Source organism: Serratia sp. PL17 (assembly GCF_017832355.1).
Classification (GTDB): Bacteria; Pseudomonadota; Gammaproteobacteria; order Enterobacterales; family Enterobacteriaceae; genus Serratia.
Window position 1 is genome coordinate 48,978 of the sequence record NZ_JAFIBY010000005.1, and the last position, 26,867, is coordinate 75,844.

Sequence of the window (26,867 nt, forward strand, 5' to 3'; positions counted from 1 at the left end):
AATAAACTAGCAGCCGCACGATCGGCGGATATGCAGCTGGAAGGCGAATTCATGCAGCTCCGGTTGTGCGGCTCCGGCAGCCAGCATGGCGATTGCCCGTTTCGCCATGGCATCGATTGGCTGTTCGACCGCGCTGAGGGGCGGAATGCTGAATTCGGATTGCTGGGTGCCGTTAAAGCAGATGATAGCCAGATCGTCCGGCACGCGCAGCTGATGTTCCGCCAACGCCGACAGGCAGCCGAGCGCTTGCTGTTCGTTGGAGGTGAAGATGGCCCGTGGTCGGGGGGCTTGCAGCATTTTCTGGCAGGCCTGATAGCCGCCCTGACGCGTGTAGGGGGTTTCAAAAATCCATTCCTCACGCGGGGTAATGCCCGCCTCGGCCAAGGCATCACGCCAGCCGTTTAGGCGATCCTGGGCGTTAAGCATGCTCAATGGGCCAATGAAAATGCCAATTTCCCGGTAGCCGTGTTGTAACAGATGTCGTGTCGCCTGGCAGGCGGCATCGCGCTCATCGACGCGTATGGCGCAAATGCCTGCATGGCTGTCGATAGTGTCAATCATCACACAAGGCGTGCCGGAGGCACGGATCAGATCAAACCATGGGTGGCGATCGACACTGGTGTAGAGCAACCCATCAACCTGCCGGCGCAGCAGATGATTAATCAGATCCTGTTCGCGCTGCCGGTCGTCGCCTGCGTCACCCAACAGCAGCACGCGTCCGTGGCTGAATGCCTCGCGTTGCAGCGCCCGTGCCAGCGTGGCGAAAAACGGGTTGGAGATGTCAGGCACCACTAAACCGTAGGTCAGGGTATTACCGGAAGCCAGCGCGCGGGCAATGTCGTTCGGCCGGTAACCGGTTTGTTCGATGGCCGCCAGTACCCGCAAACGGGTGGCTTCCGCTACCGGACGCGGACCGTTGTTGATCACGTAACTGACGACCGCGACCGAGGTGCCCGCAACGCGGGCGACGTCGGCGCGGGTGATACGCCGCGCGGATTGATTATCCAAGTTGGGTTCCTGTGCGCCCTGATTACACTGCGTCCTGCGGCAGGTTAAGATCGCGGCCGCGGGTTTCCGGTGCAAAGAAGGTGGTGATTAAGCCAATGCCCGCCATTACAACAAAATAGCAGGCAACAGGCCACCAGTGACCGAAACCCGCCAGCAGCGCGGTAGCAATCAGCGGTGCGGTGCCGCCGGACAGGATCGAACCCAGTTCCTTGGCGAACGCCATTTTTGAATAGCGGTTTTTGACACCGAACAGTTCCACGCCGTAGGCGGCCTGCACGCCAAAAATACCGAGTGACGCAATACACATACCGACCACAATCACTGAAATCACTATCGCCGGTTCGCGGCTGTCGAGCAACCAAAATGCCGGGAAAGCATAGAGCACCAGCAACAGGCAGAACCAACGGTAGGTGACGCGGCGACCGAAACGGTCAGACAGCCAACCGGCAAGCGGGATAACCAGGAAACCGCACAGTGAAGCAATCATTACCGCCAGTGCCGGCACTGACTTATCCACCATCAGCACCTTGGCGACGTAACCCACGATAAACCCCTGGCACATATAGGACGGGCCGTTTTCGCCAATGCGCAGGCCGAGCATGATCCAGAAGGCTTTGGTGCGTTGCAGGTAGCTGCGGTTATCCGGTGCGACAGGGGTGTTATCCAGCATCCGCTGACGATTTTGCTGCAACTCGCGTTCAAATACGGGGGTTTCACGCACGTGACGGCGCAGGTACAACGCTCCCCCGGCAATCAAGATGCTGGCGAGGAACGGAATGCGCCAGCCCCAGGCGATCAAATCCGCTTTGTCCAGTTGCAACACCAACAGCCACACCAGCGAGGCCAGTAACGTGCCGCTATTGGAGCCGACGGCAATGATTGATGCGACCAGACCACGGCGCTTGGCCGGTGCGTATTCTGCCAGCATCACCGCGCCACCGGAAAGCTCGGCCCCCGCACCGAAGCCCTGAGCAAAACGCAGGATCACCAGACAAGTGGGTGCCCAGACGCCGATTTGTGCGTAGGAGGGGATCAGCCCGATCAGCGTGGTGGAAACACCCATCAGCGCGACCGTGGTGAGCAACACCACTCGACGGCCTTTGCGATCGCCAATCCAGCCGAACACTAACGCGCCGATAGGCCGGGCGATAAACCCGACGGAATAGGTAGCGAAGCTTGCCAATAATGCGACCATTGGGGTGGCTTCGGGGAAGAACACGTCGCCGAACACCATGCCGGCCGCCAGACCATACAGGGCAAAATCGACATACTCCATGGCGGTGCCGAGCCAACAGGAGAACGTGGCGCGCCAGAATTGACCGCGCCCCTCTTTGGTAGCCAAACGTTCGTCGGCCGCCAGCGTCTCACTGGCGGCCTGTGGGGTTGCAAGCGTTGTTTCGCTCATGGCATTGATATCCTCTTTTAGTCTGCGCCACGCCTTGATCGCGTGATCGCGGTAAAGATGGTTTCCCTGGTGTCGGCAAGAAGGTTTGCTGACAAAGTGTTGGACTGATGGCGATTCAACGCTGCGATGCAAGGGTATCTACGCGCGTAGATAAAACAATGCTGCAGAGGTGAAAGTTTGCTGACGATCACAGAATACCCATCGCTCCGGTGAACGAAGGTAAAGAAAACAGATGGCAGAAAGATGACATTGCGGTGCTTTTTCGGTGGTGATTTTGCGGTGTGTTACATCACGAATCAGCCTGCCGCTTTTGAATTTCTGCGTTACAATGGGCATCTGTTAACAGTTTGTATGGCCTGTCGCCGCCGTCACGCGTGGCGTCAGGCATGGAGTAGAACAATGTCTGGCAATAGGGATTCCATCCTGCCGTCGCTAACGTGGTTATCTGCGCAACATCCTCCCGTGCCCGCTGCCGTTAGCGACTGGTTGATGGAGTTAGGGTCCATGACTCGCCGTTTTGAGCGTCACTGTGGGCGTGTGCACGTTGAACCGCAGCGCGAATGTTTTGTCACCCGAGATCAGTTGGGTGACGAGGCTGAACACTTGCCGGACAGCCCGCGCTACTGGCTACGTGAAATCGTGTTACTGGGCGACAACCAACCTTGGTTGCTGGGGCGAACGGTGATCCCGCAGGAAACGCTTACTGGCCCGGATTTGGCGCTGGTGGATTTGGGCACGCTGCCACTGGGGCGTTATCTGTTCAGCAGCAATGAGCTGACTCGCGATTATATTCACATTGGCCGGCAAGAGAACCTGTGGGCGCGTCGTTCCCGCCTGCGGCTGGCGGGCAAACCGCTGTTGCTGACCGAATTGTTTTTGCCTGCTTCGCCACTGTATACGGCAGAGAGTACGGACCCAGAATGATGAGGAGAGACAATACCTTGGAGGGAAGCGTGATTCAAAGCAAGTGGCGGGCTTATAGCCATCTGATGCGCATCGATAAACCGATTGGCACTTTGTTGTTGCTGTGGCCGACGCTGTGGGCACTATGGCTGGCGGGGCAGGGTGTGCCATCGCTGTCTATCCTGTTGGTGTTTGTGGTTGGGGTATTCCTGATGCGTGCCGCCGGTTGCGTGGTGAACGACTACGCCGATCGGGCAGTCGATGGCCACGTGAAGCGTACTGCCGGACGACCGATGCCGAGTGGCAGGGTAAGCGAGAAAGAGGCCAAAGTGCTGTTTGTGGTGCTGGTGCTGATCTCCTTTGGGCTGGTGCTGACGTTGAATGCGATGAGCATCTGGCTGTCGCTGGCGGCGCTCGCGCTGGCATGGGCCTATCCGTTTATGAAACGGGTCACACATCTGCCGCAGTTTGTGTTGGGTGTCGCCTTTGGCTGGGGCATCCCAATGGCCTATGCTGCGGTGAGCGAATCATTGCCGCTGAGCTGTTGGCTATTGCTGTTGGCCAATATTTGCTGGACGGTGGCTTACGATACAATGTATGCCATGGTCGATCGTGACGATGACCTGAAGATTGGCGTGAAATCCACCGCCATTTTGTTTGGTCGCTACGACAAGCTGATCATCGGATTGCTGCAGTTTGCCACCTTGCTACTGCTGGTGTGGGTGGGGTATCTGGCGCAGTTGAGCGGCGCGTTTTATTGGTCGCTGTTGCTGGCGGGTGCCTTATTTATCCATCAGCAAAAGCAGATTGCCGGTCGCGAACGCGAGGCCTGCTTCAAGGCGTTCCTGGATAATAACTACGTCGGGCTGGTACTGTTTATCGGTATCGCGCTGAGTTATTGGCAGGCTTAACGGGCTACTGGCAATAAAAAAGGCACCCTGGGGTGCCTTTTTCGTTTCCGTATCAACGGATTACTCGTCTTTTTCTTCTGCTTCTTCGAGCGCAACCGACGGTGCGTTGGTTTCCGCTGGCATGCTGACACTCTCAATGGTCAATTTGATTTCTGGGGTGATCAAATCGCTCAGCATGCTATACACCTCCATGGTGTGCTCACGTACGGCATCGCCAATATCGTTGATATAGCCTTCTTCGCGCAGCGTTGCGACCAGGGTTGAGAATACCGCTTTGTCGAAGAACTCCGGTGCGTTGATGCCGTGCAGCACTGACAAACGCTGGGCCATAATCCGACTCTCTTTCTCCAGTGCTCCGCGATTAATGCTTGGATTCGCACTGAGGATAGACATGGTGATGGCATAGCGTTGCAGCGTTTCACGGATACCGGCTGCCAGCAATTGCAATGGCCGGATGCGTGCTGGATTCAGTACCAGAGCGTCACCCTTATCGCAGATCAGTTGCTGACGGATCATTTCGTCGATGAGCGGGCGCAGCACTTCCGCCAGTTGTTCTTTGTCGTTGTGCAAGAACAACTCCGCCTTCAGCATGGGGTAAATCAACCCGATCTGGCGCAGCAGTTCGGTGCGAGAAACCCGGCGGTGATGCATCACGATGGTGGCGATCAGTGAAGGCAATACCAGCAGATGATGGATATTATTGCGGTAATAGGTCATCAGCACTGCCTGCTCGCGCGGCAGAATGATGATATCGCCGATATTATCCTTCTCGACCTCAAACTTATTCATGTTCAGCGCGTGATCCAGCAGCTCATCCGGCGTCTGGGTCGGTACGGTGACATCGCTGGCATAAGGCACATTGCGCATCAGTTGCAGATAGCATTCCAGTTGTTCTAACAGCTGTTCGCGGGTCAGCGAGCGCTGGCGTGAAGCCAGTAGCGCCGTAGAACACAGGTTCATGGCGTTAGCCGCGGCGGCATTGTTGATACGCACCATGATCTTGGCAGCCAGATCGTTGACCGTCGGCGTTAACCAGCTTGGGCGCTGGGATTCGATCGGATCAATCGCGTCGCGCCACTGGGGCACATTCTGGTTCAGGTAAGTGGTCAACGGCAGTGGATCACCGAAGTTGACATAACCCTGGCCGAGATTACGCAGCTTGCGCAGACCACGCAGCATCTGCAGCAGGCTCTCTTTTTCTTTGGTCGCGCCACGCAACTCTTTAGCGTAGGTGCCCACCTCCATCACGTGCTCGTAACCGATGTAGATCGGTACCAGTGTGATCGGGCGAGAACCGCCACGCAGCATCGCCTGAATGGTCATCGACAGGGTGCCGGTCTTCGGTTCCAGCAGGCGTCCGGTACGAGAACGGCCACCTTCGACAAAATACTCCACGGAGTAACCGCGGCTAAAGAGTTCGCCGAGGTATTCGCGGAACACCGTCGAATACAGCTTGTTGCCTTTGAACGTCCGGCGGATAAAGAAGGCGCCCAAGCGGCGGAAGATGGGGCCAGCCGGCCAGAAGTTAAGGTTAATACCGGCGGCAATGTGCGGCGGCACCAAGCCTTGGTGGTACAGCACATAAGAAAGCAACAGGTAGTCCATATGGCTGCGGTGGCAGGGCACATAGACGATCTCATGACCATCTTGCGCTAACTGGCGCACGCGTTCAGCGTTGGTGACGTTGATGCCTTGATACAGCCGGTTCCAGGTCCAGCTCAACACGCGGTCAGAAAGGCGCACCGTTTCATATGAGAAGTCGGCGGCGATCTCTTCCATCAGTGCAATGGCGTTCTGCTGGGCTTTCTCATGGGAAATTTTCTTGCTGCGCGCTTCGTCTTCGACCGCTTTTTCGATCGCTTTGGACGCCAGCAGTTTGTTGAACAGGTCCTGACGGGCCGGCAGACTTGGGCCAACGGCAGCCAGACGCTGACGCGAGAAGTGCATTCGCGCCACGCGCGCCAGTTTTTGTGCGATGGTTTTGTCCGTGCCGTGTTCAGTCGCCATGCGACGCAGTGAAACGGTGTTGGAGAAACGCACAAAGCTGTCGCGGCCGAGCCACAACACGGCGAAGAACTTCTGTACGCCGTTGAGCAGGCGTAGATGTGGCGTGCCGTGGCCTTCGCGGCCTGGGGAGCGACCAAACATCACCGAAACAGGCAGCATCTGAATATCGAGATCCGGATTACTGCGATGCAGATCCAGATAGTCGTGAAACAGTTTTACTGACTCTTCTTTCGGTGTGTAGTAGCGGAACACGCGCGGGCCGTCGTGAATAAACACGTGGCTAGGCAGCACGGTGCCATCTATCTCCAGCGGATTGAGAGGATCGGGCAGATCCTGCGCCAGGCACTGGGTGCGCAGCGTCAGTAAATCCGCCTTGGAATTATAAGGTAAAACATACAAAATCGGCCGTGAGGGATCCAACCCTAACTCCGTGACCGGATCTGAAGGGATAACCTTACTTCTTACCAACAATTTAAGTGGTAAATTCAATAGTTTATAATAAATTTTACGCCAACCTGACATAACAACGTGAAGCCTCTTGTTAGCAATGCGTCGCAAGCATACCAGAAACCGGGTAGCAGATCTGTGGTGTTGGAAAACCGAGAGCCGGAAGCATTTCCTGGCCTAGACTCTTTAATTATGACTTACCTCTGTGAAAGGCACTAAAAAACATGGCAAACCAAGCAACCGGCCTGACCCGTATTATTAAAGCCGCCGGCTACTCTTATAAAGGCTTTTCCGCTGCCTGGCAGCATGAAGCGGCGTTCCGCCAAGAACTGGTCGCGACCGTACTGGCTATCATACTGGCGATTTGGCTGGACGTGGGTGCGATAGCGCGCATTTTATTGATCGGATCGGTGCTGCTGGTGATGATCGTCGAGATGCTCAACAGCGCGATAGAAGCGATTGTCGATCGGGTTGGCACTGAACATCATGAGCTTTCGGGCCGGTCCAAGGATATGGGGTCGGCAGCAGTTTCACTGGCGATTATTTTGGCGTTGTTTGTCTGGGGCTCGGTGCTCTGGCAACACTTTGCCTGAATGGGGTGGCCCTGTTGCGACGTGGGTCGCTAATCCCTGATTTTTATTCATTCTTCGGTTCCCAAGCCGCACTTACCTGTATATACTCACAGCAAGACTGTATAAACAAACAGGGGGCGGAATGAAAGCACTAACTACCAGACAGCAAGAGGTCTATGATCTGATTCGCGATCATATTTCGTCCACTGGCATGCCGCCAACGCGCGCCGAAATCGCCATGCGTCTGGGGTTCCGCTCGCCAAATGCTGCAGAAGAACACCTGAAAGCATTGGCGCGTAAAGGCGTCATCGAGATCGTCTCTGGTGCATCGCGCGGCATTCGTTTGCTGATGGAAGATGAAGAAGGTTTACCGTTGATCGGCCGTGTTGCCGCCGGTGAGCCACTGTTGGCGCAGCAGCATATCGAAGGGCACTACAAAGTGGATCCTTCCTTGTTCAAGCCAAGTGCGGATTTCTTGCTGCGGGTCAACGGTATGTCGATGCGTGATATCGGTATTCTCGACGGCGATCTGCTGGCGGTACATAAAACTCAGGACGTGCGTAACGGCCAGGTCGTTGTGGCGCGTATTGAAGACGAAGTTACAGTTAAGCGTCTGAAAAAACACGGAAATGTTGTTGAGTTATTGCCGGAAAACAGCGAGTTCCAACCGATTGTGGTTGATCTGCGCCAGCAGAATTTCACCATTGAAGGCCTGGCGGTCGGTGTGATCCGCAATGGCGACTGGGTTTAATCCTCACGCCTACACATCGTCCTCTGATTTAAGTCGCCCCAGTTCTGGGGCGATGTCATATCTGATTCACTATATACCCTATAGCTTTCAAGTTGCAGCTAGGCGGCCAACTCGCTCATCCCCAGGCGCTTACTCAGGTAAGTAACTGGGGTGAGCGAGTGCAGATAACAACGCTGCAACTTGAAAGATGACGGGTATACACGGGAACATTCCACTATGCGCCTGCTTTCCGCCTTCACCAGCGATACCGATAAAGCCTTGTGGCGCCTCGCGCTACCGATGATCTTTTCCAATATCACCGTGCCACTGCTTGGGTTGGTCGATACCGCAGTGATAGGTCACCTCGACAGCCCTGTTTATTTGGGGGGCGTGGCGGTCGGGGCGATGGCAACCAGCTTCCTGTTTATGTTGTTGCTGTTTTTGCGCATGAGTACCACCGGTTTGACGGCACAGGCGCTGGGCGCACAAAACCCACAGGGATTGGCACGTGCCTTTATGCAGCCGCTGTTGCTGGCAGTATTGGCCGGCGTCGTTATCGTGTTGCTGCGCCATCCGTTGATCGATCTGGCGCTGCAGATTGTTGGCGGTGACGATGCGGTGCTGAAGCAAGCACGATTGTTCCTTGAGATCCGTTGGCTGAGCGCACCGGCAGCGCTGGCAAATATGGTGATCTTGGGTTGGTTGCTTGGCGTGCAATACGTGCGGGCGCCGGTCATCCTGCTGATAGTCGGTAATGTGTTGAATATCGTTCTGGATATCTGGTTGGTCATGGGGCTGGGCTGGAATGTGCAAGGTGCCGCGACGGCGACCGCCGTCTCTGAGTACGCTACGCTGCTGCTGGGTTTATGGCTGTCCTGGCGAGTGATGCGCATACGCGGTATTTCTGTTCCGATGTTGCGCCATGCCTGGCGCGGTAATCTGCGGCGTTTGCTTGCGTTGAACCGCGATATCATGTTGCGTTCATTGTTGCTGCAATTGTGCTTTGCATCCTTGACTATCTTCGGCGCCAGGCTTGGCGGTGACGTAGTGGCAGTAAACGCGGTACTGATGAATTTGCTGACCTTTACCGCCTATGCACTGGATGGTTTTGCCTATGCGGTAGAAGCGCATTCTGGTCATGCTTATGGTGCCAGAGATGACAGTCAATTGCGTAAGGTGTGGCGCGCGGCTTGCCGGCAGGCCTGTTTAGTGGCGCTAGCCTTTGGTGTGGTTTATGCCTTTGCCGGGCAGCAAATCATTGCGGCGTTGACCTCGTTGCCAGAACTGCGTGCGATGGCGAATGACTATTTACCTTGGCAGGTGGTGCTACCGCTGGTTGGGGTGTGGTGCTATTTGCTGGATGGCATGTTCATTGGTGCGACTCGCGGTGCAGAAATGCGTAACAGCATGGCCGTGGCGGCTGCGGGTTACGGTTTGACGCTGCTGACCGTGCCTGTCTTGGGCAATCATGGATTGTGGTTGGCGCTGGCGGTCTTTCTTGCGCTGCGCGGCATCGCGCTTGGGTGGATTTGGCACCGTCACAGGCTGCGTGGCAGCTGGTTTTCAGCAGCACAATGACGATAGCCTTTCTTGCAAATACATAAATTTTAATTATGTGTTTGTTTGTATTTTGTTACATATTCTCGTCGGTTAGCCAAGTCGTGTAGTAAGTTGTTTGTTGGCGTTTTTTTCTTATTTTCAATTTAAAAATGGATTTTAATTCTGGTTTTTATTTGTTTGTCGCTATCTGCATCTATAATTAATCGTGTGGCTGGCAATATAAACGGGGCGCATCCTCAGCCAGCAGTAGTTAAAACTGACTCACCACAGGTTAACGGAGATACTATGAACAAAGATCAAGCCGACGGTAACTGGAAGCAGTTTAAAGGGAAAGTGAAAGAAAAATGGGGCAAGCTGACCGATGACGACCTGACGGTCATCGAAGGGAAACGCGAGCAGCTTGTCGGTAAAATCCAGGAGCGCTACGGCTACCAGAAAGAGGCGGCCGAGAAAGAAGTGAAGTCTTGGGAAGATCATAACAAATATCGCTGGTAGCGCGATGGGCCGCAGCGGATGCGGCCGAAAGTCTGGCGCCTTCCCCTTGGTGCCAGGCCTGCAGACACAAGGAGGTGCCTGCTAACCCTGTCTATTTCTTCTTGATGGCAATGCTATGGTCGTGTTCGCCGCAATCATGTTTGCTGTCGCAAGCTTCTACCTCAACGCAAGCGGCGCACAGGCCGTGTGCTTCCACTACGCTGTGACGCAGGACAAACCCCGACTCTTTGGCCAGTTTTTGCAGCGTATCTTCAACCCCTTCAGTTGTGCGCTCTGTCACCTGACCGCAACGATCACAGATAAACAGCGCGGAAGTGTGCATAGGTTGTTCGAAGTGATGACACAGCACGTAGCTGTTGGCTGACTCGACCCGGTGAATGAAGCCTTGTTCCAACAGGAAGTCCAGCGCGCGGTAAACCGTTGGCGGTTTGGCCTGGGGTTCGGCAACGCGCAGTAAATCGAGCAGGTCATAAGCGCTGATGGCACCGGGCTGTTGTGCCATCAGGCGTAACACTTCCAGCCGCTGCGGTGTCAGTCGCACATTGCGTTGCTGACAGAGTTGTTCAGCCTGCGCCAGCAGCTTTTCCTGGGTGTTTGAGTTCATGGCAAATTTCCCGGTACGTAAAAAAGCCGATTTTAACATGGTTCAGCCAAATCGCCGAGAGTCGGCCCCTTTTCCTCTGATATGGCGCGTTAATTGCCCGGTTGACCGCGTGTTGCGCGCCAGAAATGTGACGCTATTCACAACTTACTCATCAGTGGGCGGGAGGGCGCAAGGGGGTCAGGTTGATAAAGCGTGTTGCAAGTGGGCTGCTAACGCGGTCATTTCACCCGTTGGATTATGGCCAATCAGCATAAAGGCATGGTTGCCATCGGCCCAATAGACGACGTTCATGCCTTGGCGGCGTTCGCTTTCGGCCGGTTGTTGTTGGCCCCTCTGCTGGATAATGCATAGTGCCAGTGCGCCATATTGCGTATCCAGCCAGGTCAATTGCGCGATGCGTCGGTCGTCGTAGGCCAACACGCGGGCGTTTTTCAGTTCGGCACCCTTCAACACCAGTTTTTGTGCCGGAAGGCTAATACCCAGTCGATCGCCGGTTTGTTGTAATTGAGCGGCAATCTGCGTGGCCGATTCGTCGGCACCTGCCAGCGTTTCCGGCGTGTACAGCGCCATATATTGGGCGACCAAGCCACGCCAGTTGTCCTCTGGCTGATTAAACTGCAGATAGACGCGATCGCCTGCGATCCCGAGCGCCAAGAAGCCGACGGCCGCAGCGATGAGACCGCGACGGCTGATGCCCGTTTGCGGGGTAGCGACGGTGAGTGGCCATGCCTCACTTAACTGTTGCACTGGGGCCTCATCAAGCAAAGGGGCGAATGCTTGCTTAAAGGGCAGGTTACTGCGCGCCAGCAACGTCAAACGCTCAGCCAACGCAGGTTCTCCAGCCAAGCGTTGCTCCAGTTGCAGGCGTTGTTGTGGGTCTAACTGATTGTCCAGATAGGCGACCAGTAGTTCATCCGCAGCATAGGTTGAGCTCATGATTGTCCTCCTTTTGCCTGCGGTGAGCGGGTTTGCAGCATGCTGTCGTTCGCCAACCTCAGTCGCGCTGCCGCCAGGCGACTCATTATGGTACCAATGGGTACACCTAACACTTCAGCGGCCTCACGGTAAGAAAGCTCTTCGACGTACACCAAAAACAGCGTATTGCGCTGTGCCTCCGGCAGTTGGTTGACCCGCTGCATCACTTCATTGGCCCAGATAGGCTGCTCGCTGTTTTCCGCACCGGCCAGTTCGTCGACGTCGACAAAACCTTGTCCCTGGCGGATATGTTGAGCGCGGATCTCGTTAAGCCAAATGGAGTGAAGGATTGCAAATAACCAGCGATCCATACGCGTGCCGACAGCAAACTGCGCGGCGCGCTCGAGGGCGCGTACGCAGGTGGCTTGCACCAAGTCATCGGCAATATCCCGCCGGTGGGAAAGCACCAGGCCATAGCGCCACAGGCGGGAAAGATACTGACCGATTTCGTTGCGAATCGCATCTGTGCTGATGTTCGCCTCCGGGATCTGTTACATCATGACTCTGGATGGTGATCGATGGCAGCCGCCAGATCTTTGTACTCTTCACAACCGGTACCGCACAGTGACTGAATCACCTTCAGTTGCTCTTTTGCCAAGTCTTGGCGCCCTTTCACCATATAGGCTTCACCCAAGTATTCGCGGACTTTTGGGTATTTCGGATCGAGTGCTACTGATTTTAAATAGTAGCTGATCCCTTCGTCGGTGCGGCCAAGCTTGCGGGTGGCATAACCTCGGTAGTTCAAGGCTACGGCGGTATTGGGATCCTTCAGCGTGTTAAGCACGTCGAGAGCTTCCTGGTAGCGACCACTTTTTGCCAGTGCATAAGCATAGTTCGCCCGATCGTTGTCGTTGATCATGCTGCTTTTATCCACCGTGCAGGTCTTGGTTTTTGTATCGTATATCTGGCCCTTCGGGCAGGTTGGCGTAGTCTGGCCGCTGCCATCTCCTCCCATTGCCAGCGCGGCACCGGAAATCAACAGAGAACTGGCAATGACGGGGAGCAGCAGGCGTTTAACGAAATTGTTCATGGTCGTTTCCTCATCGGGAGAGGGCGCGGAGCTGCACCCTTGCTGAGATAACACCTGAAAGCGCCCGTTTATTCATTTTTTCCGGTTGTTTTTTAATCTTAAGGCGCGTCAGTTTTCCCAATGCCGCCGATTGTCGGTATAATAGCCGTTTGCGGCAGCACGCCGTTCGTTGAATCCCAGACAGAATCAGGTAGCCAGTAGCCCAGCATGACGACAGACAATAACGCCTCAAAATACGCCGCCAATCGTTTCTCCATCGCGCCGATGCTCGACTGGACCGATCGTCATTGCCGTTACTTTCACCGCCTGTTGACCAAGGAAACGCTGCTGTACACCGAGATGGTGACTACCGGGGCGATTATCCACGGTAAGGGTGACTACCTGGCTTACAGCGAAGAGGAACACCCGGTAGCGCTACAATTAGGCGGTAGCGATCCGGCTGCGTTAGCGCACTGTGCCAAACTGGCTGAGCAGCGCGGTTATGACGAAATTAACCTCAATGTCGGTTGCCCATCCGATCGGGTACAGAATGGCATGTTCGGTGCCTGTCTGATGGGGCAGGCAACGCTGGTTGCCGATTGCATCAAAGCGATGCGTGACGTGGTGTCGATTCCTGTGACGGTGAAAACCCGTATTGGCATTGACGATCAGGACAGCTATGCGTTTTTGTGTGATTTTATCGGCACCGTTGCCGGGCGCGGCGAGTGCGACATGTTCACGATACATGCGCGCAAAGCCTGGCTGTCAGGCCTGAGCCCGAAAGAGAACCGCGAAGTGCCACCGTTGGACTATCCACGTGTGTATCAGTTAAAACGTGATTTCCCCACGCTGACCCTGGCCATCAACGGTGGGGTGAAAACGTTGGAAGAAGCAAAACAACACCTGCTGCATTTGGATGGCGTAATGATGGGGCGCGAAGCCTATCAGAACCCGGGCATTCTGGCGCGCGTTGACAGTGAACTGTTTGGCCGTAAGACCGACGTTATGGACAGCATAGCGATTATCGAGTCGCTGTATCCGTACATCGAGCGCGAGCTAGCAAATGGTACCTATTTGGGCCACATCACCCGCCATATCCTTGGTTTGTTCCAAGGGGTCCCAGGTGCACGTCAGTGGCGCCGCCACCTGAGTGAAAATGCGCATAAGCCGGGGGCCGATGCGCGTGTGGTTGAACAGGCGCTGAATTTAGTGCGCCTGCCGCGCACCGAGATAGCGGAAACGGTATAAAAATCTGACTAAAAATTAGTGTTTTTGACCAGGCATGTTGCACGCTGCGACATGCCTTTTTTTTAATTTCAATCACTTAGTTTTCTCACGTTTCTGGCATGCTTTTTGTAATACCTCAGCAGATACCTCGTTTTGCGAAGGAGCAAAATCATGTTGGAACTCTTCTTTCTTATCGGTTTTGTCGTCATGTTGATGGTGACCGGGATTTCGTTGTTGGGCGTGTTCGCCGCGTTGCTGGTTGCTGCGGCGTTTATGTTGATTGGTGGCCTGTTTGCGATGGTGATTAAACTGTTACCGTGGCTGATTTTGGCTGTTGTGGGCGTGTGGATATACCGTTCGATGCAGAAACCACAAATCCGGCGTTACTGACTTTTTGTCGAATAATCAGTCGGTCACGCTGAAATATACGCAACAGACCTGCTCTGAATGTGGCAGCGGTCACAGGTTGGTGCTTTAAATGCTAACGTGCCGCATTAGCCATGTTTTTTGCGTTTCCGGGCTGTTAGGATGTTTGTCGATGCAGCGATGCGACCTATTTCATCACCGCAAGAGGCAGTAATACCAAATATGCGTGTTGCTCAAGCAACCCCTGTCTCTGGCGGACTCTGCTCTACCCCTACAAACGCAGTAATAGAAAGGGCTCCTTACGGAGCCCTTTCTATTGGTCATAACGGCACATTGGACGATCTCAGCGCCCGGGAATCAGCAGGCTTGAACCGCTGGTGCTGCGGCTTTCCAACACCTGATGCGCGCGCTGTGCGTCGGCTAACGCAAACTTCTGCTCTTCCTTCACGTCGACCTTGATGGCTCCGCTGCCGATCAGTGAAAACAGTTCATTACTGGCAAACTGCAGTTCAGCACGGTTGGTAATGTAGCCGTTTAGGGAAGGGCGGGTGACATACAGCGAGCCTTTTTGGTTCAGCAGCGCCAAATCGACACCGGTAACCGGGCCGGAGGCATTGCCGAAGCTGACCATCAACCCGCGTCGCTTCAGACTATTGAGTGAGGTCTGCCAGGTACTTTGCCCAACGGAGTCATACACCACGCCGACTTTTTCGCCCTGTGTCAGCTCAGCCACGCGCGCGGCGATGTCTTCCTTATGGTAATTGATGGTTGCCCAAGCGCCGGCGTGTTTCGCCAATTCTGCTTTTTCATCGGAACCTACGCTGCCAATCAATTTTGCTCCAAGCGCTTTGGCCCATTGGCAGGCAATCAGCCCAACACCGCCAGCGGCGGCATGGAACAGGAATATTTCCCCTGGCTGAACTTCATGAGTTTGACGCAAGAGATAGTGTACCGTCAGCCCTTTAAGGAAAGCGGCTGCGCCCTGCTCAAAGCTCAAGTTGTGCGGCAATATCGCCACTTTTTCAGCCGCAACGTTGTGGACTTCGCTGTAGGCACCGAGTGACGATTGGGCGTAAACCACCCGGTCGCCGGGCTTCAGTGCGGTGACACCCGCACCGACCTTAGTGACGACGCCGGCGGCTTCGGTGCCCAATCCGCTGGGCAGGGTGGCTGGCGGGTACAACCCGCTGCGCACGTAAGTGTCGATATAGTTGATGCCGATCGCTTTGTTCTCGATTTGCACCTCGCCGGCAGTTGGATCTACGGGTGTAAAATCAACGTATTGCAACACTTCCGGGCCGCCGGTGGCGGAGAATTGAATGCGCTTTGCCATTTCATTACCTCGTGTGGGTGTCTAATTTCACCCTACGCGTTTTAGTATCGGTGATCCAGTTTGCCCTTGCGCAGATTGATACCTTTTTTGCATCGGTTATGCCGCAGGAATCACAGATAAAAATCACGTATACTCTCGCGTCAGGATTCTCCATTCGCAACCGGATAAAGAATACGCTTCATGGCAGGAAAAAAACCAACCAACAAAACAAACGCGGACGAGGCCAGAGATCGTCCACGAGATCGTCAGATGGAAGGGCTGAAGATGCCGCCACATTCGCTGGAGGCGGAACAGTCCGTGTTGGGCGGTTTGATGCTGGATAACGAACGTTGGGACAACGTGGCAGAACGTGTTGTTGCCAACGACTTCTTCAGTCGCCCGCACCGTCTGATCTTTACCGAGATGCAGCGCCTGCTGGAAATGAGCCGGCCGATCGATTTGATCACGCTGTCCGAATCGCTGGAACAGCGGGGCGAGCTGGATTCTGTCGGTGGCTTCGCCTATTTGGCCGAGTTATCGAAAAATACCCCGAGTGCTGCCAACATTGGCGCTTATGCCGATATCGTACGTGAACGTGCGGTAGTGCGTGAGATGATCTCGGTGGCGAATGAGATCGCCGACGCCGGTTATGATCCGCAAGGGCGCAGCAGTGAAGACCTGCTCGATCTGGCTGAATCACGCGTATTCCAAATTGCGGAAAACCGTGCCAGCAAAGATGAAGGCCCGAAAGGTATCGAACGCATCCTGGAGGACACCGTTGCGCGCATCGAGCAGTTGTATCAGCAGCCGCATGATGGCGTTACCGGTGTGGACACCGGCTATCAGGATCTCAACAAGAAAACCGCCGGTTTGCAAAAGTCGGATCTGATCATCGTTGCCGCCCGTCCTTCGATGGGTAAAACCACTTTCGCCATGAACTTGTGCGAACACGCTGCGATGACGCAGGAAAAACCGGTGCTGATCTTCAGTCTCGAGATGCCAGGCAACCAGATCATGATGCGTATGCTGGCGTCACTGTCACGCGTTGACCAAACGCGTATCCGTACCGGTCAGCTTGATGACGAGGATTGGGCGCGTATTTCCAGCACTATGGGTATCCTGCTGGAGAAGCGCAATATGTACATTGATGACTCCTCCGGTTTGACGCCAACCGAAGTGCGTTCGCGCGCGCGCCGTATTTTCCGTGAGCATGACGGCCTTAGCCTGATCATGATCGACTACCTTCAGCTGATGCGCGTGCCGGCCCTGTCCGATAACCGTACGCTGGAGATCGCCGAAATTTCCCGCTCGTTGAAGGCATTGGCGAAAGAGCTGCAAGTACCGGTGGTGGCGCTGTCGCAGCTGAACCGAAGCCTGGAGCAGCGTGCCGACAAGCGTCCGGTCAACTCAGACCTGCGTGAGTCTGGTTCCATCGAGCAGGATGCCGACCTGATTATGTTCATCTACCGTGATGAGGTTTATCACGAGAACAGCGATCTGAAAGGGATTGCTGAAATTATTCTGGGTAAGCAGCGTAACGGCCCTATCGGTACCGTGCGCCTTACCTTTAACGGCCAGTGGTCGCGTTTCGATAACTACGCGGGGCCACAATATGATGACGAATAATCAGCTAAGGAACTGAAATGAAAGCGGCAACCGCTGTAATCGACCGCCGCGCTCTGCGACATAATCTGCAACAGGTGCGCCGTCAGGCGCCGCAAAGTCGCCTGATTGCCGTTGTGAAAGCAAACGCTTATGGACATGGCCTGCTGGAAACAGCGCACACCCTGCAAGATGCCGACTGCTACGGCGTGGCGCGCATTGGCGAAGCGCTAATGTTGCGCTCCGGTGGCATCGTCAAGCCAATCTTGATGCTGGAAGGCTTCTTCTCCGCCGAAGATTTGCCCGTTTTGGTAGCCAACAACATCGAAACCGCAGTGCACAGTATCGAGCAGCTTGAAGCGCTGGAGCAGGCCACGTTATCACGTCCGGTGCCCGTGTGGATGAAGCTGGACACCGGCATGCATCGCCTGGGCGTACGCCCGGAGCAGGCTGAGGCCTTCTATCAACGTTTGAGTGCCTGCCGCAACGTCGTGCAGCCAGTCAATATCATGAGCCACTTCAGCCGTGCCGATGAACCCGAATCCGACACGACGCTCAAGCAAATGCAGTGTTTTGAGAACTTTGCCCGTGGCAAACCGGGGCAGCGTTCGATTGCGGCTTCCGGTGGCACGCTGCTGTGGCCGGACGCGCACAACGAATGGGTCCGTCCGGGGATCATTCTTTACGGCGTTTCGCCGATGGACGGTTCCAATGGCTGTCAGTTTGATCTGCAGCCGGCCATGACGCTCAAATCTAACCTGATTGCCGTGCGCGAGCACAAGGCCGGTGAGTCTGTCGGCTACGGTGGCACCTGGGTGAGTGAAGGCGATACCCGTTTGGGCGTGGTCGCGATGGGCTATGGTGACGGTTATCCGCGCAGCGCACCTTCCGGCACTCCCGTGTGGCTTAATGGCCGTGAAGTGCCAATCGTGGGCCGTGTGTCGATGGACATGATGTCGGTGGACCTGGGCCCTGATGCGACAGATAAGGTGGGCGATGAAGTGGTGCTGTGGGGTCACGCGTTGCCGGTTGAACGCATTGCGGCCTGCACCGGCATCAGCGCTTACGAGCTGATCACCAAGCTGACGCAGCGCGTGGCGATGGAATATATCGGAGAATAGCCTCCCGAGGGGGCCAGCGACAATGTGCTGGCCCCGATCACTTGCGCGTTACTTCTTTACCGCCAACCACTGATCGATAATGCTCTGATACTCACCGGTCGCTTTGGCCAGGTGCAGCCACTGGTCCACATACAGTTTCCAACTCAAATCATCACGCGGCAGCATGTAGGCCTTCTCGCCGTACTGCATCGGTTTGTTCGGATTTACCGCACATAGCTTCGGATACCGCTTTTGCTGATATAACGCTTCGGAAGCGTCAGTGATCATCACATCGGCTTTCTTGTCGACTAACTGCTGGAAAATGCCCACGTTATCATGGGTCAATGTCAGCTTGGCCTTGGGCAGATAGGCGTGCACGAAGGCTTCGTTGGTACCGCCAGCCGGTTCCAGCAGGCGTACTGACGGCTTGTTGATCTGGTCGATGGTGCGGTATTTTTTCACGTCGGTGCAGCGCACCAACGGGATCTTGCCGTCGGTATCGAGCTTATCGGCAAAGAACACCTGCCTCTGTCGCTGCAGCGTGACAGAGATCCCGCCCATAGCGATATCGCATTTACCGGCGACAAAATCAGGCGTCAGGGTTTTCCAACTGGTTTTCACCCATTTCACTTTGGCTCCCAGGCTCTTGGCCAGCGATTCCGCCATGGTGATATCAATACCTTCATAGCTGCCGTCTTCTTTCAGGAAGGTATAGGGTTTGTAATCGCCGGTCGTGCACACTTCCAGCGTGCCCTGCTGAATGACTTTATCCAGGTGTGATTGGGCGCTGGCGCTCCCGGCGGCAACCAGCAGTGCGAGAGGGAATAGCTTTTTCATCGGCGTCCTTTTTATACATTCGTGGTTTTATGCGCAATTTAGCCGTTAATTGTTGCTGACTTGCGCGAGTTACCCACTTTTTATGCCATGAGTTGGTGGAAACGTTCGGCATTGCTGCTGTGCGCTTCACAACCTCGGCGGGGGGAGGGTATCCACAGTCAAAAAACTGATAGGCTGTAACGTCAACATTTATTAACACAGTTTACAGGTGGCTATGTACAACATTGACGATTTTGATATGAAAATCCTGACGCTGTTACAGACCAATGGCCGTCTGACCAATCAGGAACTGAGCGAATTGGTTGGGCTGTCTGCTTCCCAGTGCTCACGGCGGCGCATCAGCCTGGAGCAGGCACAGCTGATCCGCGGTTATCACGCGCGTTTGGCGCCAGAGGCCGTCGGGCTGGGGCTTGTAGGGCTGATTGAAGTAAGTCTGACTCAGCACGGGCAGGAGCAAATTGACAGTTTCCACCAGATGCTGGAAGAAGTGGACGCCATTCTTGACGCCTATAAAACCACAGGCGACGCTGACTACCTGCTGAAAGTGGCCGTGGCGGATCTGCCGGCGCTGGACGATTTCATCAGCCAGACGCTGTCGCGGCATAAAAGTGTGGCGCATATCAAAACGGCGGTCGTGCTCAACCGTATCAAGGAAAACGGTTTGTTGCCCGTTGCGAGATAAAGCTCAGACCGAATGCCGTTTTCCGTCTATATTAGAGCCTAATGCTGTGCCCCCAAACCCTAATAATCCAGGAGAACAACCCCGTGTTTCAGAACGTTGATGCCTATGCAGGTGACCCGATCCTGTCGCTGATGGAAAAATTCAAAAAAGATCCCCGTTCGCACAAGGTTAACCTGAGTATCGGCCTTTACTATGACGAGCAGGGCATTATCCCGCAGATGAAAGCAGTTGCCGCAGCGGAAACGCAGTTGAACGCGGTGGATCAGGGGGCGTCGGTCTATCTGCCGATGGAAGGCCTGCACCCTTATCGTACTGCGGTTCAACACCTGCTGTTTGGTGCTGAGCACCCGATGTTGCAGCAGGGACGCGTTGCCACCATTCAGACCGTTGGCGGTTCTGGTGCGCTGAAGGTCGGTGCCGACTTCCTGAAAAGCTACTTTCCGGATTCGCAGGTATGGGTCAGCGATCCGACCTGGGAAAACCACATTGCCATCTTTGGCGGTGCCGGTTTCAAGGTGAACACCTACCCGTACTTTGACAACGAAAGCCTGGGTGTGAAATTTGACGCAATGCTCAGCGCGTTGAAACAACTGCCAAAACACAGCATTGCCCTGTTGCACCCATGCTGCCATAACCCGACGGGCTCTGATCTGACAAACGCCCAGTGGGATGACGTGGTTAAGGTGATCGCCGAACGTGAATTGATCCCGTTCCTCGATATCGCCTACCAGGGCTTTGGCGGCGGGATTACCGAAGACGCTTATGCCATTCGCACCCTTGCTGCCGCGGGCTTGCCGTGCCTGGTGAGCAATTCGTTCTCGAAAATTTTCTCGCTGTACGGTGAACGTGTCGGCGGCCTGTCAGTGGTCTGCGAAAGCGAAGAAGCTGCCGGGCGCGTGCTGGGTCAGTTGAAAGCGACGGTTCGCCGCAACTACTCCAGCCCACCGAACTTCGGTGCGCAGGTGGTGGCAAAGGTGCTGAACGATACGCAACTGAAAGCCCAGTGGCTGGCAGAAGTCGAGACTATGCGTAACCGTATCCTTGAGATGCGCAAAACGCTGGTGGAAGCGCTGAAAGTTGCTCTACCGCAGCGTAACTTCGATTACCTGCTGGAACAGCGCGGTATGTTCAGCTACACCGGGTTCAGCGCGGCACAGGTTGATCGCCTGCGTGAAGAGTTTGGTGTGTATCTGATCCACAGCGGCCGTGTTTGTATGGCTGGCTTGAACCATAACAACGTGCATCAGGTGGCCGAGGCGTTTGCCGCGGTGCAGTGATTGCTGTTAGGGTGAACTGACGTTCATCGTCATGCGAAGGGAGCGATAGCGATATCGCTCCCTTTTTTGTTGTCGGTTTGTCGCCGGAGTTGCCGCAAACTGGAGAGAGAATATACTGATTGAGGGGCGCTCACTTATGTGGCATCAGCAAACGCTAATCCTCAGCGCAAAAGCGCGTGGTTTTCATCTGGTTACTGAAGAAATTACCGACCAGCTAACCCACTTACACCGCCTGCAAACTGGCCTGCTGCATCTGTTGTTGCAGCATACCTCGGCTTCGCTGACGCTGAACGAGAACTGTGATCCTACGGTGCGAGCCGATATGGAGCAGCATTTCCTGCGTCAGGTGCCAGAGAACGCACCCTACCAACATGACTATGAAGGGCCGGACGATATGCCGGCGCACATCAAATCCTCTCTGTTGGGCACGTCCTTGACGCTGCCTGTCGGTCACGGGCGACTGATGCTGGGCACATGGCAAGGAATTTGGCTGGGGGAGCACCGCATCCACGGCGGTTCACGCCGGGTTGTGGCCACTTTACAGGGGGAATAACCCAATGAATAACACAGCACTGCTGGAATACTGCATGGCGAAGCCGGGCGCGGAACAGAGCGACCAGAACCAGTGGCAGGCAAGTCAGATCAAGGTTGGTGACGTGATGTTTGCCATGGTGTGCGAGGTGCAGGGGCGGCCGGCACTGGCGGTAAAGTCCAGCCCGGAGCTGGCGGAAAGCCTGCGGGAACACCATCCAGAGATCGTGGCCTGCGAGCGGTTGAATAAGGCCCATTGGAATACCGTGTTTCTCGACGGCAACCTGCCGAACTCTCAGTTCTATAGCTTGATCGACAGCTCGTATCAGTTGGTGTTGCAGGGATTACCTGAGCACGTACGCCAAGAACTGCGCGCTTGAATCTTAAGGGGCAGGTACAGACCTGCCTTTTACGATCTTCACCCTTCCTTCAGTTAATCTTCCAAATTGTGAAGTCAGCTTGATTATGGGAACGTTCCCTTTTTAATGTTTGATTGAAACGACTAGGCTTCATTAATCAATAAGCCGTAAGACGAAAGGATGTCATGACATGGCCATGAGTGAAGAAAAACGCAAGATGATTGCGGGTGAATTGTACGACGCTGGTGACGAGTTACTCCGCAGCGAGCGCAAGCGCGCGCGCCAGTTGGTACACCATTATAACCACTCATCTCCGGATGAGGGGGCATTGCGTAAACAATGGTTGGTGGAGCTTCTGGGTCAATATCAGGGCGGAACCCTCGAACCGACGTTTCGCTGTGATTACGGCTACAACATTTATCTGGGCAAAAACTTCTACGCTAATTTTGATTGCGTGATCCTTGACGTGTGCGAAGTGCATATCGGTGATAACTGCATGTTGGCACCGGGCGTCCATATTTACACCGCTACCCATCCATTGGACGCAGAAACCCGTGTCGGCGGGGCAGAGTTTGGCAAACCGGTGCATATTGGTGATAACGTGTGGATCGGTGGTCGGGCAGTGATAAATCCGGGCGTTACGCTGGGGGATAACGTGGTGGTGGCTTCCGGTGCGGTGGTGACTAAAGATGTGCCAGCCAACTGTGTGGTCGGTGGCAACCCGGTGCGAATCATTAAACAACTGTAGGAAAAATCGGGCGCCACAGTGGGCGCCCGAAGTGCTTAGCCGCGCAGTGAATTGATGTCCACCACGAAACGGTATTTCACGTCGCTTTTCAGCATCCGCTCGAAGGCCTGGTTGATTTGCTGCATCGGGATCAGCTCAATATCCGAGGTAATGCCATGTTGGCCGCAAAAATCCAGCATTTCCTGAGTCTCCGCAATGCCGCCGATCAGCGAACCGGCGATACGGCGGCGCTTCATGATCAAATTGAACACCTGCGGTGACGGATGGTCGTGTTCTGGTGCGCCGACCAGCGTCAGGGTACCGTCGCGGCGCAGCAGGTTAAGGAACGGGTTCAGATCGTGCTGGGCTGCGACCGTATTGAGTATAAAGTCGAAGCTGTTGGTGTGTTGGGCCATCTCGTCCGGATTGCGTGAGATCACCACTTCATGCGCGCCAAGGCGTTTGGCGTCCTCGACTTTAGATGTGGAAGTGGTGAACAACACCACATGCGCCCCCATTGCCCGGGCCAATTTGACGCCCATATGCCCCAGCCCGCCGAGGCCAACGATCCCCACCTTTTTACCCGGCCCGGCGCCCCATTGGCGCAGTGGGGAATAGGTGGTGATACCCGCACACAGCAACGGGGCCACTCCGGCAGGATCGAGGTTTTCCGGTACGCGCAGCACGAAGTCCTGATCTACCACCATATCGGTTGAGTAGCCGCCGTAGGTGGTGGCGCCGGTTTGTCGATCCTGTCCGTTATAGGTGCCGGTAAAGCCGTTCTCACAGTATTGCTCCAGCCCTTCGTCACAGCTCGGACAACTGCGGCAGGAATCCACCATACAGCCAACGCCAACCAAGTCGCCGATCTTATAACGTGAAACGTGGCTGCCTACGGCGCTCACTCGACCTACGATTTCGTGACCGGGCACTACCGGGAAAAGTGTATTGCTCCATTCGTTGCGGGCCTGATGCAAATCAGAATGGCAGACGCCACAGAACAGAACGTTGATTTGCACATCGTGGTCGCGCAGGGTGCGCGGTGTGTAATCAAAAGGAACTAGCGCTGACTTGGCGTCGTGCGCGGCATAGGCATGCGTAATGTTCATGGTAACTCCAGTCATCAATGAGTGGGAGAACAGTTTCCGGCAGCGGATGCCGGTGAGACGCGGCCTGAGTATATCAAGGGGCCACAGAGGGAACATTGATGATAAAAGCGGTGAGCGAGGAGGGAAATGCCTGAAAATGTCTAAATCTTGCCTGTTTCTGTTCAATTTTACCGAAACGGGTAATAGCGCGGGCCGTCACAGGAACGGCCCGCCGGGCAGGGTTACTTCTTCTTCAGTAATGGCTTGAGGAAACGCGCGGTATGCGACGCTTCGCAGTTGGCCACGGTTTCTGGTGTACCGGCAACCAGGATTTCACCGCCGCCGCTGCCGCCTTCCGGCCCCAGGTCGACAATCCAGTCCGCAGTTTTAATCACGTCCAGGTTGTGTTCAATGACCACGATGGTATTGCCCTGATCGCGCAATTGATGCAGCACCGCCAGCAGTTGCTGAATATCGGCGAAGTGTAAACCGGTTGTAGGTTCATCCAGAATATACAGCGTTTGGCCGGTGCCGCGTTTGGACAGTTCACGCGCCAGTTTGACGCGCTGTGCCTCACCGCCGGACAACGTGGTCGCTGACTGACCAAGACGAATATACGACAGGCCGACTTCCATCAAGGTTTGCAGCTTACGCGCCAATGCCGGTACGGCATCGAAGAAATCGCGCGCTTCTTCGATGGTCATCTCCAGCACTTCGTGGATGCTTTTGCCTTTGTACTTCACTTCCAGCGTTTCACGGTTATAGCGTTTGCCTTTGCACTGGTCGCACGGCACATAAATATCCGGCAGGAAGTGCATTTCGACCTTGATCACACCGTCGCCCTGGCAGGCTTCGCAACGGCCACCCTTAACGTTAAAGCTGAAACGGCCAGGGTTGTAGCCGCGGCTGCGTGATTCCGGCACGCCGGCGAACAGTTCACGTACCGGGGTAAAGATACCGGTGTAGGTTGCCGGGTTGGAACGTGGCGTACGGCCGATCGGGCTTTGATCGATATCGATAACCTTGTCGAAATGCTCCAGACCGTTGACGTCACGGAAGGGAGCCGGTTCGGCAATGGTGGCGCCGTTGAGTTGGCGTTGCGCGATCGGGAACAGCGTGTCGTTGATCAGCGTTGATTTGCCGGAGCCAGAAACCCCGGTAATGCAGGTAAACAGTCCCACCGGCAGTGTCAACGTCACGTCTTTCAGGTTGTTACCCCGTGCGCCGCTCAGCTTCAGCACCTTGGTTGGATCGGCGGGGACGCGTTGTTCCGGAATGGCAATCTCACGTTTGCCACTGAGGAACTGGCCAGTCAGTGATTCCGGCTGTGCCATGATGTCCTCGACGGTGCCTTCTGCCACGACCTGGCCACCGTGAACACCGGCTCCGGGGCCGATATCGATCACGTGATCCGCGGCGCGGATGGCGTCTTCATCGTGTTCTACCACGATCACCGTATTGCCGAGGTTACGCAGGTGGATAAGGGTTTCCAACAGGCGTTCATTGTCGCGCTGGTGCAGGCCAATCGAGGGTTCATCCAGTACGTACATTACGCCCACCAGGCCAGCACCAATCTGGCTGGCCAGACGGATACGCTGTGCTTCGCCACCGGACAATGTTTCTGCCGAGCGTGACAGCGACAGGTAATTCAGGCCGACATTCACCAGGAACTTCAGGCGGTCGCCAATTTCTTTCAGGACTTTCTCAGCGATTTGGGCACGTTGACCGCTGAGCTTCATGTTCTGGAAGAACGTCATCGCGTGACCGATGCTGAGATCGGAGATTTCCGGCAGCGTCGTGTCTTCAACGAACACGTTACGTGCTTCTTCGCGCAAACGGGTGCCGTGGCAGGAGGCGCAAGGACGGTTGCTGATGAACTTCGCCAGCTCTTCACGGACTGCGCTCGACTCGGTCTCTTTATAGCGGCGTTCCATGTTGTGCAGTACGCCTTCGAACGGATGGCGGCGCACGGTGGTATCCCCGCGATCGTTAATGTATTTGAATTCGATCGACTCTTTGCCGGAACCGCTGAGTACTGCTTTTTGCACGTTGGCGTCCAGGCTGTTGAAGGGGGCTTCAACGTCGAACGCGTAATGTTCTGCCAATGAGCGCAACATCTGGAAGTAATAGAAATTACGGCGATCCCAGCCGCGGATTGCGCCACCGGCCAACGAAAGCTCGGGGTTTTGCACCACGCGCTCCGGGTCGAAGAACTGCTGTACACCCAGACCATCACAGGTCGGACAGGCACCGGCTGGGTTGTTGAACGAGAACAGACGGGGTTCCAGTTCGCGCATGCTGTAACCGCAGATTGGGCAGGCAAAGTTGGCGGAGAACAGCAGCTCATCCGCTTTCTCGTCGTCCATATCGGCGACCACTGCGGTACCGCCGGACAGCTCCAGCGCCGTCTCGAACGACTCTGCCAAACGCTGAGACAGATCGTCACGCACTTTAAAGCGATCAACGACCACTTCGATGGTGTGTTTCTTCTGTAATTCCAGCTTAGGCGGATCGGACAGATCGCACACCTCACCGTCGATACGGGCACGGATGTAGCCCTGGCTCGCCAGGTTTTCCAACGTTTTGGTGTGCTCGCCCTTGCGGTCTTTCACGACCGGCGCCAGCAGCATCAGGCGTTTGCCTTCCGGCTGGTTGAGTACGTTGTCCACCATTTGGCTGACAGTTTGCGCCGCCAGCGGTACATGGTGTTCCGGACAGCGTGGTTCGCCGACGCGGGCAAACAACAGGCGCAGATAATCGTGGATCTCGGTGATGGTACCGACCGTGGATCGTGGGTTATGCGAGGTCGATTTCTGCTCGATGGAGATCGCCGGTGACAGACCTTCAATGTGGTCGACGTCCGGTTTTTCCATCAGCGAAAGGAACTGGCGTGCATAGGCGGAGAGCGATTCTACATAGCGACGCTGCCCTTCAGCATACAGAGTATCAAAGGCCAGCGAGGACTTGCCTGAACCGGACAAGCCGGTGACGACGATCAGCTTGTCACGCGGGATAATCAGGTTGATGTTTTTGAGATTATGGGTTCGAGCACCACGAACTTCGATATTATCCATTTACACTTCCCGTCTTGATGATACACCGCGCCTGTCTGGGTTATTTACAGGTTGTTTTG

General features: G+C 55.3%; 26 protein-coding genes. 15 read left to right on the forward strand and 11 right to left on the reverse strand.

Annotated features, from left to right (window positions below):
• Positions 1-6 precede the first annotated feature (6 nt).
• Positions 7-1,008 carry a LacI family DNA-binding transcriptional regulator gene (locus tag JOE25_RS16545; RefSeq protein WP_209636995.1) on the reverse strand — a complete coding sequence of 334 codons (1,002 nt, stop codon included), beginning with the start codon at positions 1,006-1,008 and terminating at the stop codon, positions 7-9.
• Positions 1,009-1,030: 22 nt separating this feature from the next.
• The gene (locus JOE25_RS16550; protein ID WP_209636997.1) at positions 1,031-2,413 is read right to left on the reverse strand and encodes an MFS transporter; all 1,383 of its coding nucleotides are present in this window, start codon (positions 2,411-2,413) and stop codon (positions 1,031-1,033) included.
• 399 nt (positions 2,414-2,812) lie between these two features.
• Between JOE25_RS16550 and ubiC the strand changes: the two genes are divergently transcribed.
• Both ubiC and ubiA read left to right on the forward strand, forming a co-directional pair.
• Positions 2,813-3,337, forward strand: coding sequence for a chorismate lyase (ubiC, locus tag JOE25_RS16555; RefSeq protein ID WP_209637000.1), 525 nt, complete (start codon positions 2,813-2,815; stop codon positions 3,335-3,337).
• The gene (ubiA, locus tag JOE25_RS16560) at positions 3,334-4,227 is read left to right on the forward strand and encodes a 4-hydroxybenzoate octaprenyltransferase (RefSeq protein ID WP_209637002.1); all 894 of its coding nucleotides are present in this window, start codon (positions 3,334-3,336) and stop codon (positions 4,225-4,227) included. Before ubiC ends, ubiA begins: the two co-directional genes overlap by 4 nt.
• Before the next feature lie 60 nt (positions 4,228-4,287).
• Here the strand turns inward: ubiA and plsB are convergent, their stop codons facing one another.
• Positions 4,288-6,756: a glycerol-3-phosphate 1-O-acyltransferase PlsB gene (gene plsB, locus JOE25_RS16565; RefSeq protein WP_209637004.1), complete on the reverse strand. Its 2,469-nt coding sequence runs from the start codon at positions 6,754-6,756 to the stop codon at positions 4,288-4,290.
• Between the two features lie 149 nt (positions 6,757-6,905).
• On the opposite strand from plsB, the gene JOE25_RS16570 reads away from it, so the two are divergent.
• From JOE25_RS16570 to JOE25_RS16585, 4 genes are all read left to right on the forward strand, one after another.
• On the forward strand, positions 6,906-7,274 hold the full coding sequence (locus tag JOE25_RS16570) for a diacylglycerol kinase (RefSeq protein WP_061807784.1): 369 nt from the start codon (positions 6,906-6,908) through the stop codon (positions 7,272-7,274).
• A gap of 121 nt (positions 7,275-7,395) precedes the next feature.
• Positions 7,396-8,004 (forward strand): transcriptional repressor LexA, encoded by a 609-nt coding sequence (lexA, locus tag JOE25_RS16575; protein WP_037416119.1) that lies wholly within the window; start codon positions 7,396-7,398, stop codon positions 8,002-8,004.
• A gap of 216 nt (positions 8,005-8,220) precedes the next feature.
• A complete protein-coding gene (gene dinF, locus JOE25_RS16580) occupies positions 8,221-9,561 on the forward strand; it encodes an MATE family efflux transporter DinF (protein ID WP_209637006.1) in 1,341 nt (446 codons plus the stop codon).
• A gap of 267 nt (positions 9,562-9,828) precedes the next feature.
• Positions 9,829-10,038, forward strand: a complete 210-nt coding sequence (locus JOE25_RS16585; protein WP_017894203.1) for a CsbD family protein — start codon at positions 9,829-9,831, stop codon at positions 10,036-10,038.
• A 91-nt stretch (positions 10,039-10,129) separates the two neighbouring features.
• Here JOE25_RS16585 and zur read toward each other — a convergent pair whose 3' ends face one another.
• From zur to JOE25_RS16605, 4 genes are all read right to left on the reverse strand, one after another.
• Positions 10,130-10,642 (reverse strand): zinc uptake transcriptional repressor Zur, encoded by a 513-nt coding sequence (zur, locus tag JOE25_RS16590; RefSeq protein ID WP_209637008.1) that lies wholly within the window; start codon positions 10,640-10,642, stop codon positions 10,130-10,132.
• A 177-nt stretch (positions 10,643-10,819) separates the two neighbouring features.
• A complete protein-coding gene (locus tag JOE25_RS16595; protein WP_209637010.1) occupies positions 10,820-11,578 on the reverse strand; it encodes an anti-sigma factor in 759 nt (252 codons plus the stop codon).
• Entirely contained in the window at positions 11,575-12,024 is a 450-nt protein-coding gene (locus tag JOE25_RS16600) for an RNA polymerase sigma factor (RefSeq protein WP_265556941.1), read from the reverse strand. The genes JOE25_RS16595 and JOE25_RS16600 overlap by 4 nt, the downstream gene beginning before the upstream one ends.
• An 89-nt stretch (positions 12,025-12,113) precedes the next feature.
• Entirely contained in the window at positions 12,114-12,647 is a 534-nt protein-coding gene (locus tag JOE25_RS16605) for a hypothetical protein (RefSeq protein WP_209637012.1), read from the reverse strand.
• A gap of 207 nt (positions 12,648-12,854) precedes the next feature.
• On the opposite strand from JOE25_RS16605, the gene dusA reads away from it, so the two are divergent.
• Positions 12,855-13,874 carry a tRNA dihydrouridine(20/20a) synthase DusA gene (dusA, locus tag JOE25_RS16610; RefSeq protein WP_209637014.1) on the forward strand — a complete coding sequence of 340 codons (1,020 nt, stop codon included), beginning with the start codon at positions 12,855-12,857 and terminating at the stop codon, positions 13,872-13,874.
• 150 nt (positions 13,875-14,024) lie between these two features.
• Entirely contained in the window at positions 14,025-14,243 is a 219-nt protein-coding gene (pspG, locus tag JOE25_RS16615; RefSeq protein WP_037416133.1) for an envelope stress response protein PspG, read from the forward strand.
• A gap of 319 nt (positions 14,244-14,562) precedes the next feature.
• Here the strand turns inward: pspG and JOE25_RS16620 are convergent, their stop codons facing one another.
• Positions 14,563-15,552 carry a quinone oxidoreductase gene (locus JOE25_RS16620; RefSeq protein WP_209637016.1) on the reverse strand — a complete coding sequence of 330 codons (990 nt, stop codon included), beginning with the start codon at positions 15,550-15,552 and terminating at the stop codon, positions 14,563-14,565.
• A 180-nt stretch (positions 15,553-15,732) separates the two neighbouring features.
• On the opposite strand from JOE25_RS16620, the gene dnaB reads away from it, so the two are divergent.
• Together dnaB and alr are read left to right on the forward strand one after the other, a co-directional pair.
• Positions 15,733-17,157, forward strand: coding sequence for a replicative DNA helicase (gene dnaB / locus JOE25_RS16625; RefSeq protein WP_209637019.1), 1,425 nt, complete (start codon positions 15,733-15,735; stop codon positions 17,155-17,157).
• A gap of 17 nt (positions 17,158-17,174) precedes the next feature.
• Entirely contained in the window at positions 17,175-18,254 is a 1,080-nt protein-coding gene (gene alr, locus JOE25_RS16630) for an alanine racemase (RefSeq protein WP_209637021.1), read from the forward strand.
• Between the two features lie 48 nt (positions 18,255-18,302).
• Here the strand turns inward: alr and JOE25_RS16635 are convergent, their stop codons facing one another.
• A complete protein-coding gene (locus JOE25_RS16635) occupies positions 18,303-19,070 on the reverse strand; it encodes a transporter substrate-binding domain-containing protein (protein ID WP_209637023.1) in 768 nt (255 codons plus the stop codon).
• Positions 19,071-19,284: 214 nt separating this feature from the next.
• Between JOE25_RS16635 and JOE25_RS16640 the strand changes: the two genes are divergently transcribed.
• From JOE25_RS16640 to maa, 5 genes are all read left to right on the forward strand, one after another.
• On the forward strand, positions 19,285-19,752 hold the full coding sequence (locus JOE25_RS16640; RefSeq protein ID WP_209637025.1) for an Lrp/AsnC family transcriptional regulator: 468 nt from the start codon (positions 19,285-19,287) through the stop codon (positions 19,750-19,752).
• 83 nt (positions 19,753-19,835) lie between these two features.
• Positions 19,836-21,029, forward strand: coding sequence for an amino acid aminotransferase (locus tag JOE25_RS16645; RefSeq protein ID WP_209637027.1), 1,194 nt, complete (start codon positions 19,836-19,838; stop codon positions 21,027-21,029).
• 136 nt (positions 21,030-21,165) lie between these two features.
• Complete coding sequence (locus JOE25_RS16650; protein WP_017894193.1) at positions 21,166-21,582, forward strand: secondary thiamine-phosphate synthase enzyme YjbQ; 417 nt, start codon at positions 21,166-21,168, stop codon at positions 21,580-21,582.
• A gap of 4 nt (positions 21,583-21,586) precedes the next feature.
• Positions 21,587-21,940, forward strand: a complete 354-nt coding sequence (locus JOE25_RS16655) for an MmcQ/YjbR family DNA-binding protein (RefSeq protein WP_209637029.1) — start codon at positions 21,587-21,589, stop codon at positions 21,938-21,940.
• A 169-nt stretch (positions 21,941-22,109) separates the two neighbouring features.
• The gene (gene maa / locus JOE25_RS16660; RefSeq protein WP_280921278.1) at positions 22,110-22,667 is read left to right on the forward strand and encodes a maltose O-acetyltransferase; all 558 of its coding nucleotides are present in this window, start codon (positions 22,110-22,112) and stop codon (positions 22,665-22,667) included.
• Between the two features lie 35 nt (positions 22,668-22,702).
• On the opposite strand, the gene JOE25_RS16665 is transcribed toward maa, so the two are convergent.
• Positions 22,703-23,755 carry an NAD(P)-dependent alcohol dehydrogenase gene (locus JOE25_RS16665; protein ID WP_209637031.1) on the reverse strand — a complete coding sequence of 351 codons (1,053 nt, stop codon included), beginning with the start codon at positions 23,753-23,755 and terminating at the stop codon, positions 22,703-22,705.
• 221 nt (positions 23,756-23,976) lie between these two features.
• Positions 23,977-26,808 (reverse strand): excinuclease ABC subunit UvrA, encoded by a 2,832-nt coding sequence (gene uvrA, locus JOE25_RS16670; RefSeq protein WP_209637033.1) that lies wholly within the window; start codon positions 26,806-26,808, stop codon positions 23,977-23,979.
• Between the last annotated feature and the right edge of the window lie 59 nt (positions 26,809-26,867).

Bases quoted from the DNA above. Each gene is read 5' to 3' on its own strand.
- dusA (WP_209637014.1), top strand. From the start codon at position 12,855: ATGACGACAGACAATAACGCCTCAAAATACGCCGCCAATCGTTTCTCC.
- pspG (WP_037416133.1), top strand. From the start codon at position 14,025: ATGTTGGAACTCTTCTTTCTTATCGGTTTTGTCGTCATGTTGATGGTG.
- ubiC (WP_209637000.1), top strand. From the start codon at position 2,813: ATGTCTGGCAATAGGGATTCCATCCTGCCGTCGCTAACGTGGTTATCT.
- dnaB (WP_209637019.1), top strand. From the start codon at position 15,733: ATGGCAGGAAAAAAACCAACCAACAAAACAAACGCGGACGAGGCCAGA.
- JOE25_RS16595 (WP_209637010.1), bottom strand. From the start codon at position 11,578: ATGAGCTCAACCTATGCTGCGGATGAACTACTGGTCGCCTATCTGGAC.
- JOE25_RS16635 (WP_209637023.1), bottom strand. From the start codon at position 19,070: ATGAAAAAGCTATTCCCTCTCGCACTGCTGGTTGCCGCCGGGAGCGCC.
- maa (WP_280921278.1), top strand. From the start codon at position 22,110: ATGGCCATGAGTGAAGAAAAACGCAAGATGATTGCGGGTGAATTGTAC.
- alr (WP_209637021.1), top strand. From the start codon at position 17,175: ATGAAAGCGGCAACCGCTGTAATCGACCGCCGCGCTCTGCGACATAAT.
- JOE25_RS16665 (WP_209637031.1), bottom strand. From the start codon at position 23,755: ATGAACATTACGCATGCCTATGCCGCGCACGACGCCAAGTCAGCGCTA.
- plsB (WP_209637004.1), bottom strand. From the start codon at position 6,756: ATGTCAGGTTGGCGTAAAATTTATTATAAACTATTGAATTTACCACTT.
- uvrA (WP_209637033.1), bottom strand. From the start codon at position 26,808: ATGGATAATATCGAAGTTCGTGGTGCTCGAACCCATAATCTCAAAAAC.
- zur (WP_209637008.1), bottom strand. From the start codon at position 10,642: ATGAACTCAAACACCCAGGAAAAGCTGCTGGCGCAGGCTGAACAACTC.
- dinF (WP_209637006.1), top strand. From the start codon at position 8,221: ATGCGCCTGCTTTCCGCCTTCACCAGCGATACCGATAAAGCCTTGTGG.
- JOE25_RS16655 (WP_209637029.1), top strand. From the start codon at position 21,587: ATGAATAACACAGCACTGCTGGAATACTGCATGGCGAAGCCGGGCGCG.
- JOE25_RS16640 (WP_209637025.1), top strand. From the start codon at position 19,285: ATGTACAACATTGACGATTTTGATATGAAAATCCTGACGCTGTTACAG.
- JOE25_RS16650 (WP_017894193.1), top strand. From the start codon at position 21,166: ATGTGGCATCAGCAAACGCTAATCCTCAGCGCAAAAGCGCGTGGTTTT.
- JOE25_RS16620 (WP_209637016.1), bottom strand. From the start codon at position 15,552: ATGGCAAAGCGCATTCAATTCTCCGCCACCGGCGGCCCGGAAGTGTTG.
- JOE25_RS16550 (WP_209636997.1), bottom strand. From the start codon at position 2,413: ATGAGCGAAACAACGCTTGCAACCCCACAGGCCGCCAGTGAGACGCTG.
- lexA (WP_037416119.1), top strand. From the start codon at position 7,396: ATGAAAGCACTAACTACCAGACAGCAAGAGGTCTATGATCTGATTCGC.
- JOE25_RS16570 (WP_061807784.1), top strand. From the start codon at position 6,906: ATGGCAAACCAAGCAACCGGCCTGACCCGTATTATTAAAGCCGCCGGC.
- JOE25_RS16585 (WP_017894203.1), top strand. From the start codon at position 9,829: ATGAACAAAGATCAAGCCGACGGTAACTGGAAGCAGTTTAAAGGGAAA.
- JOE25_RS16605 (WP_209637012.1), bottom strand. From the start codon at position 12,647: ATGAACAATTTCGTTAAACGCCTGCTGCTCCCCGTCATTGCCAGTTCT.
- ubiA (WP_209637002.1), top strand. From the start codon at position 3,334: ATGATGAGGAGAGACAATACCTTGGAGGGAAGCGTGATTCAAAGCAAG.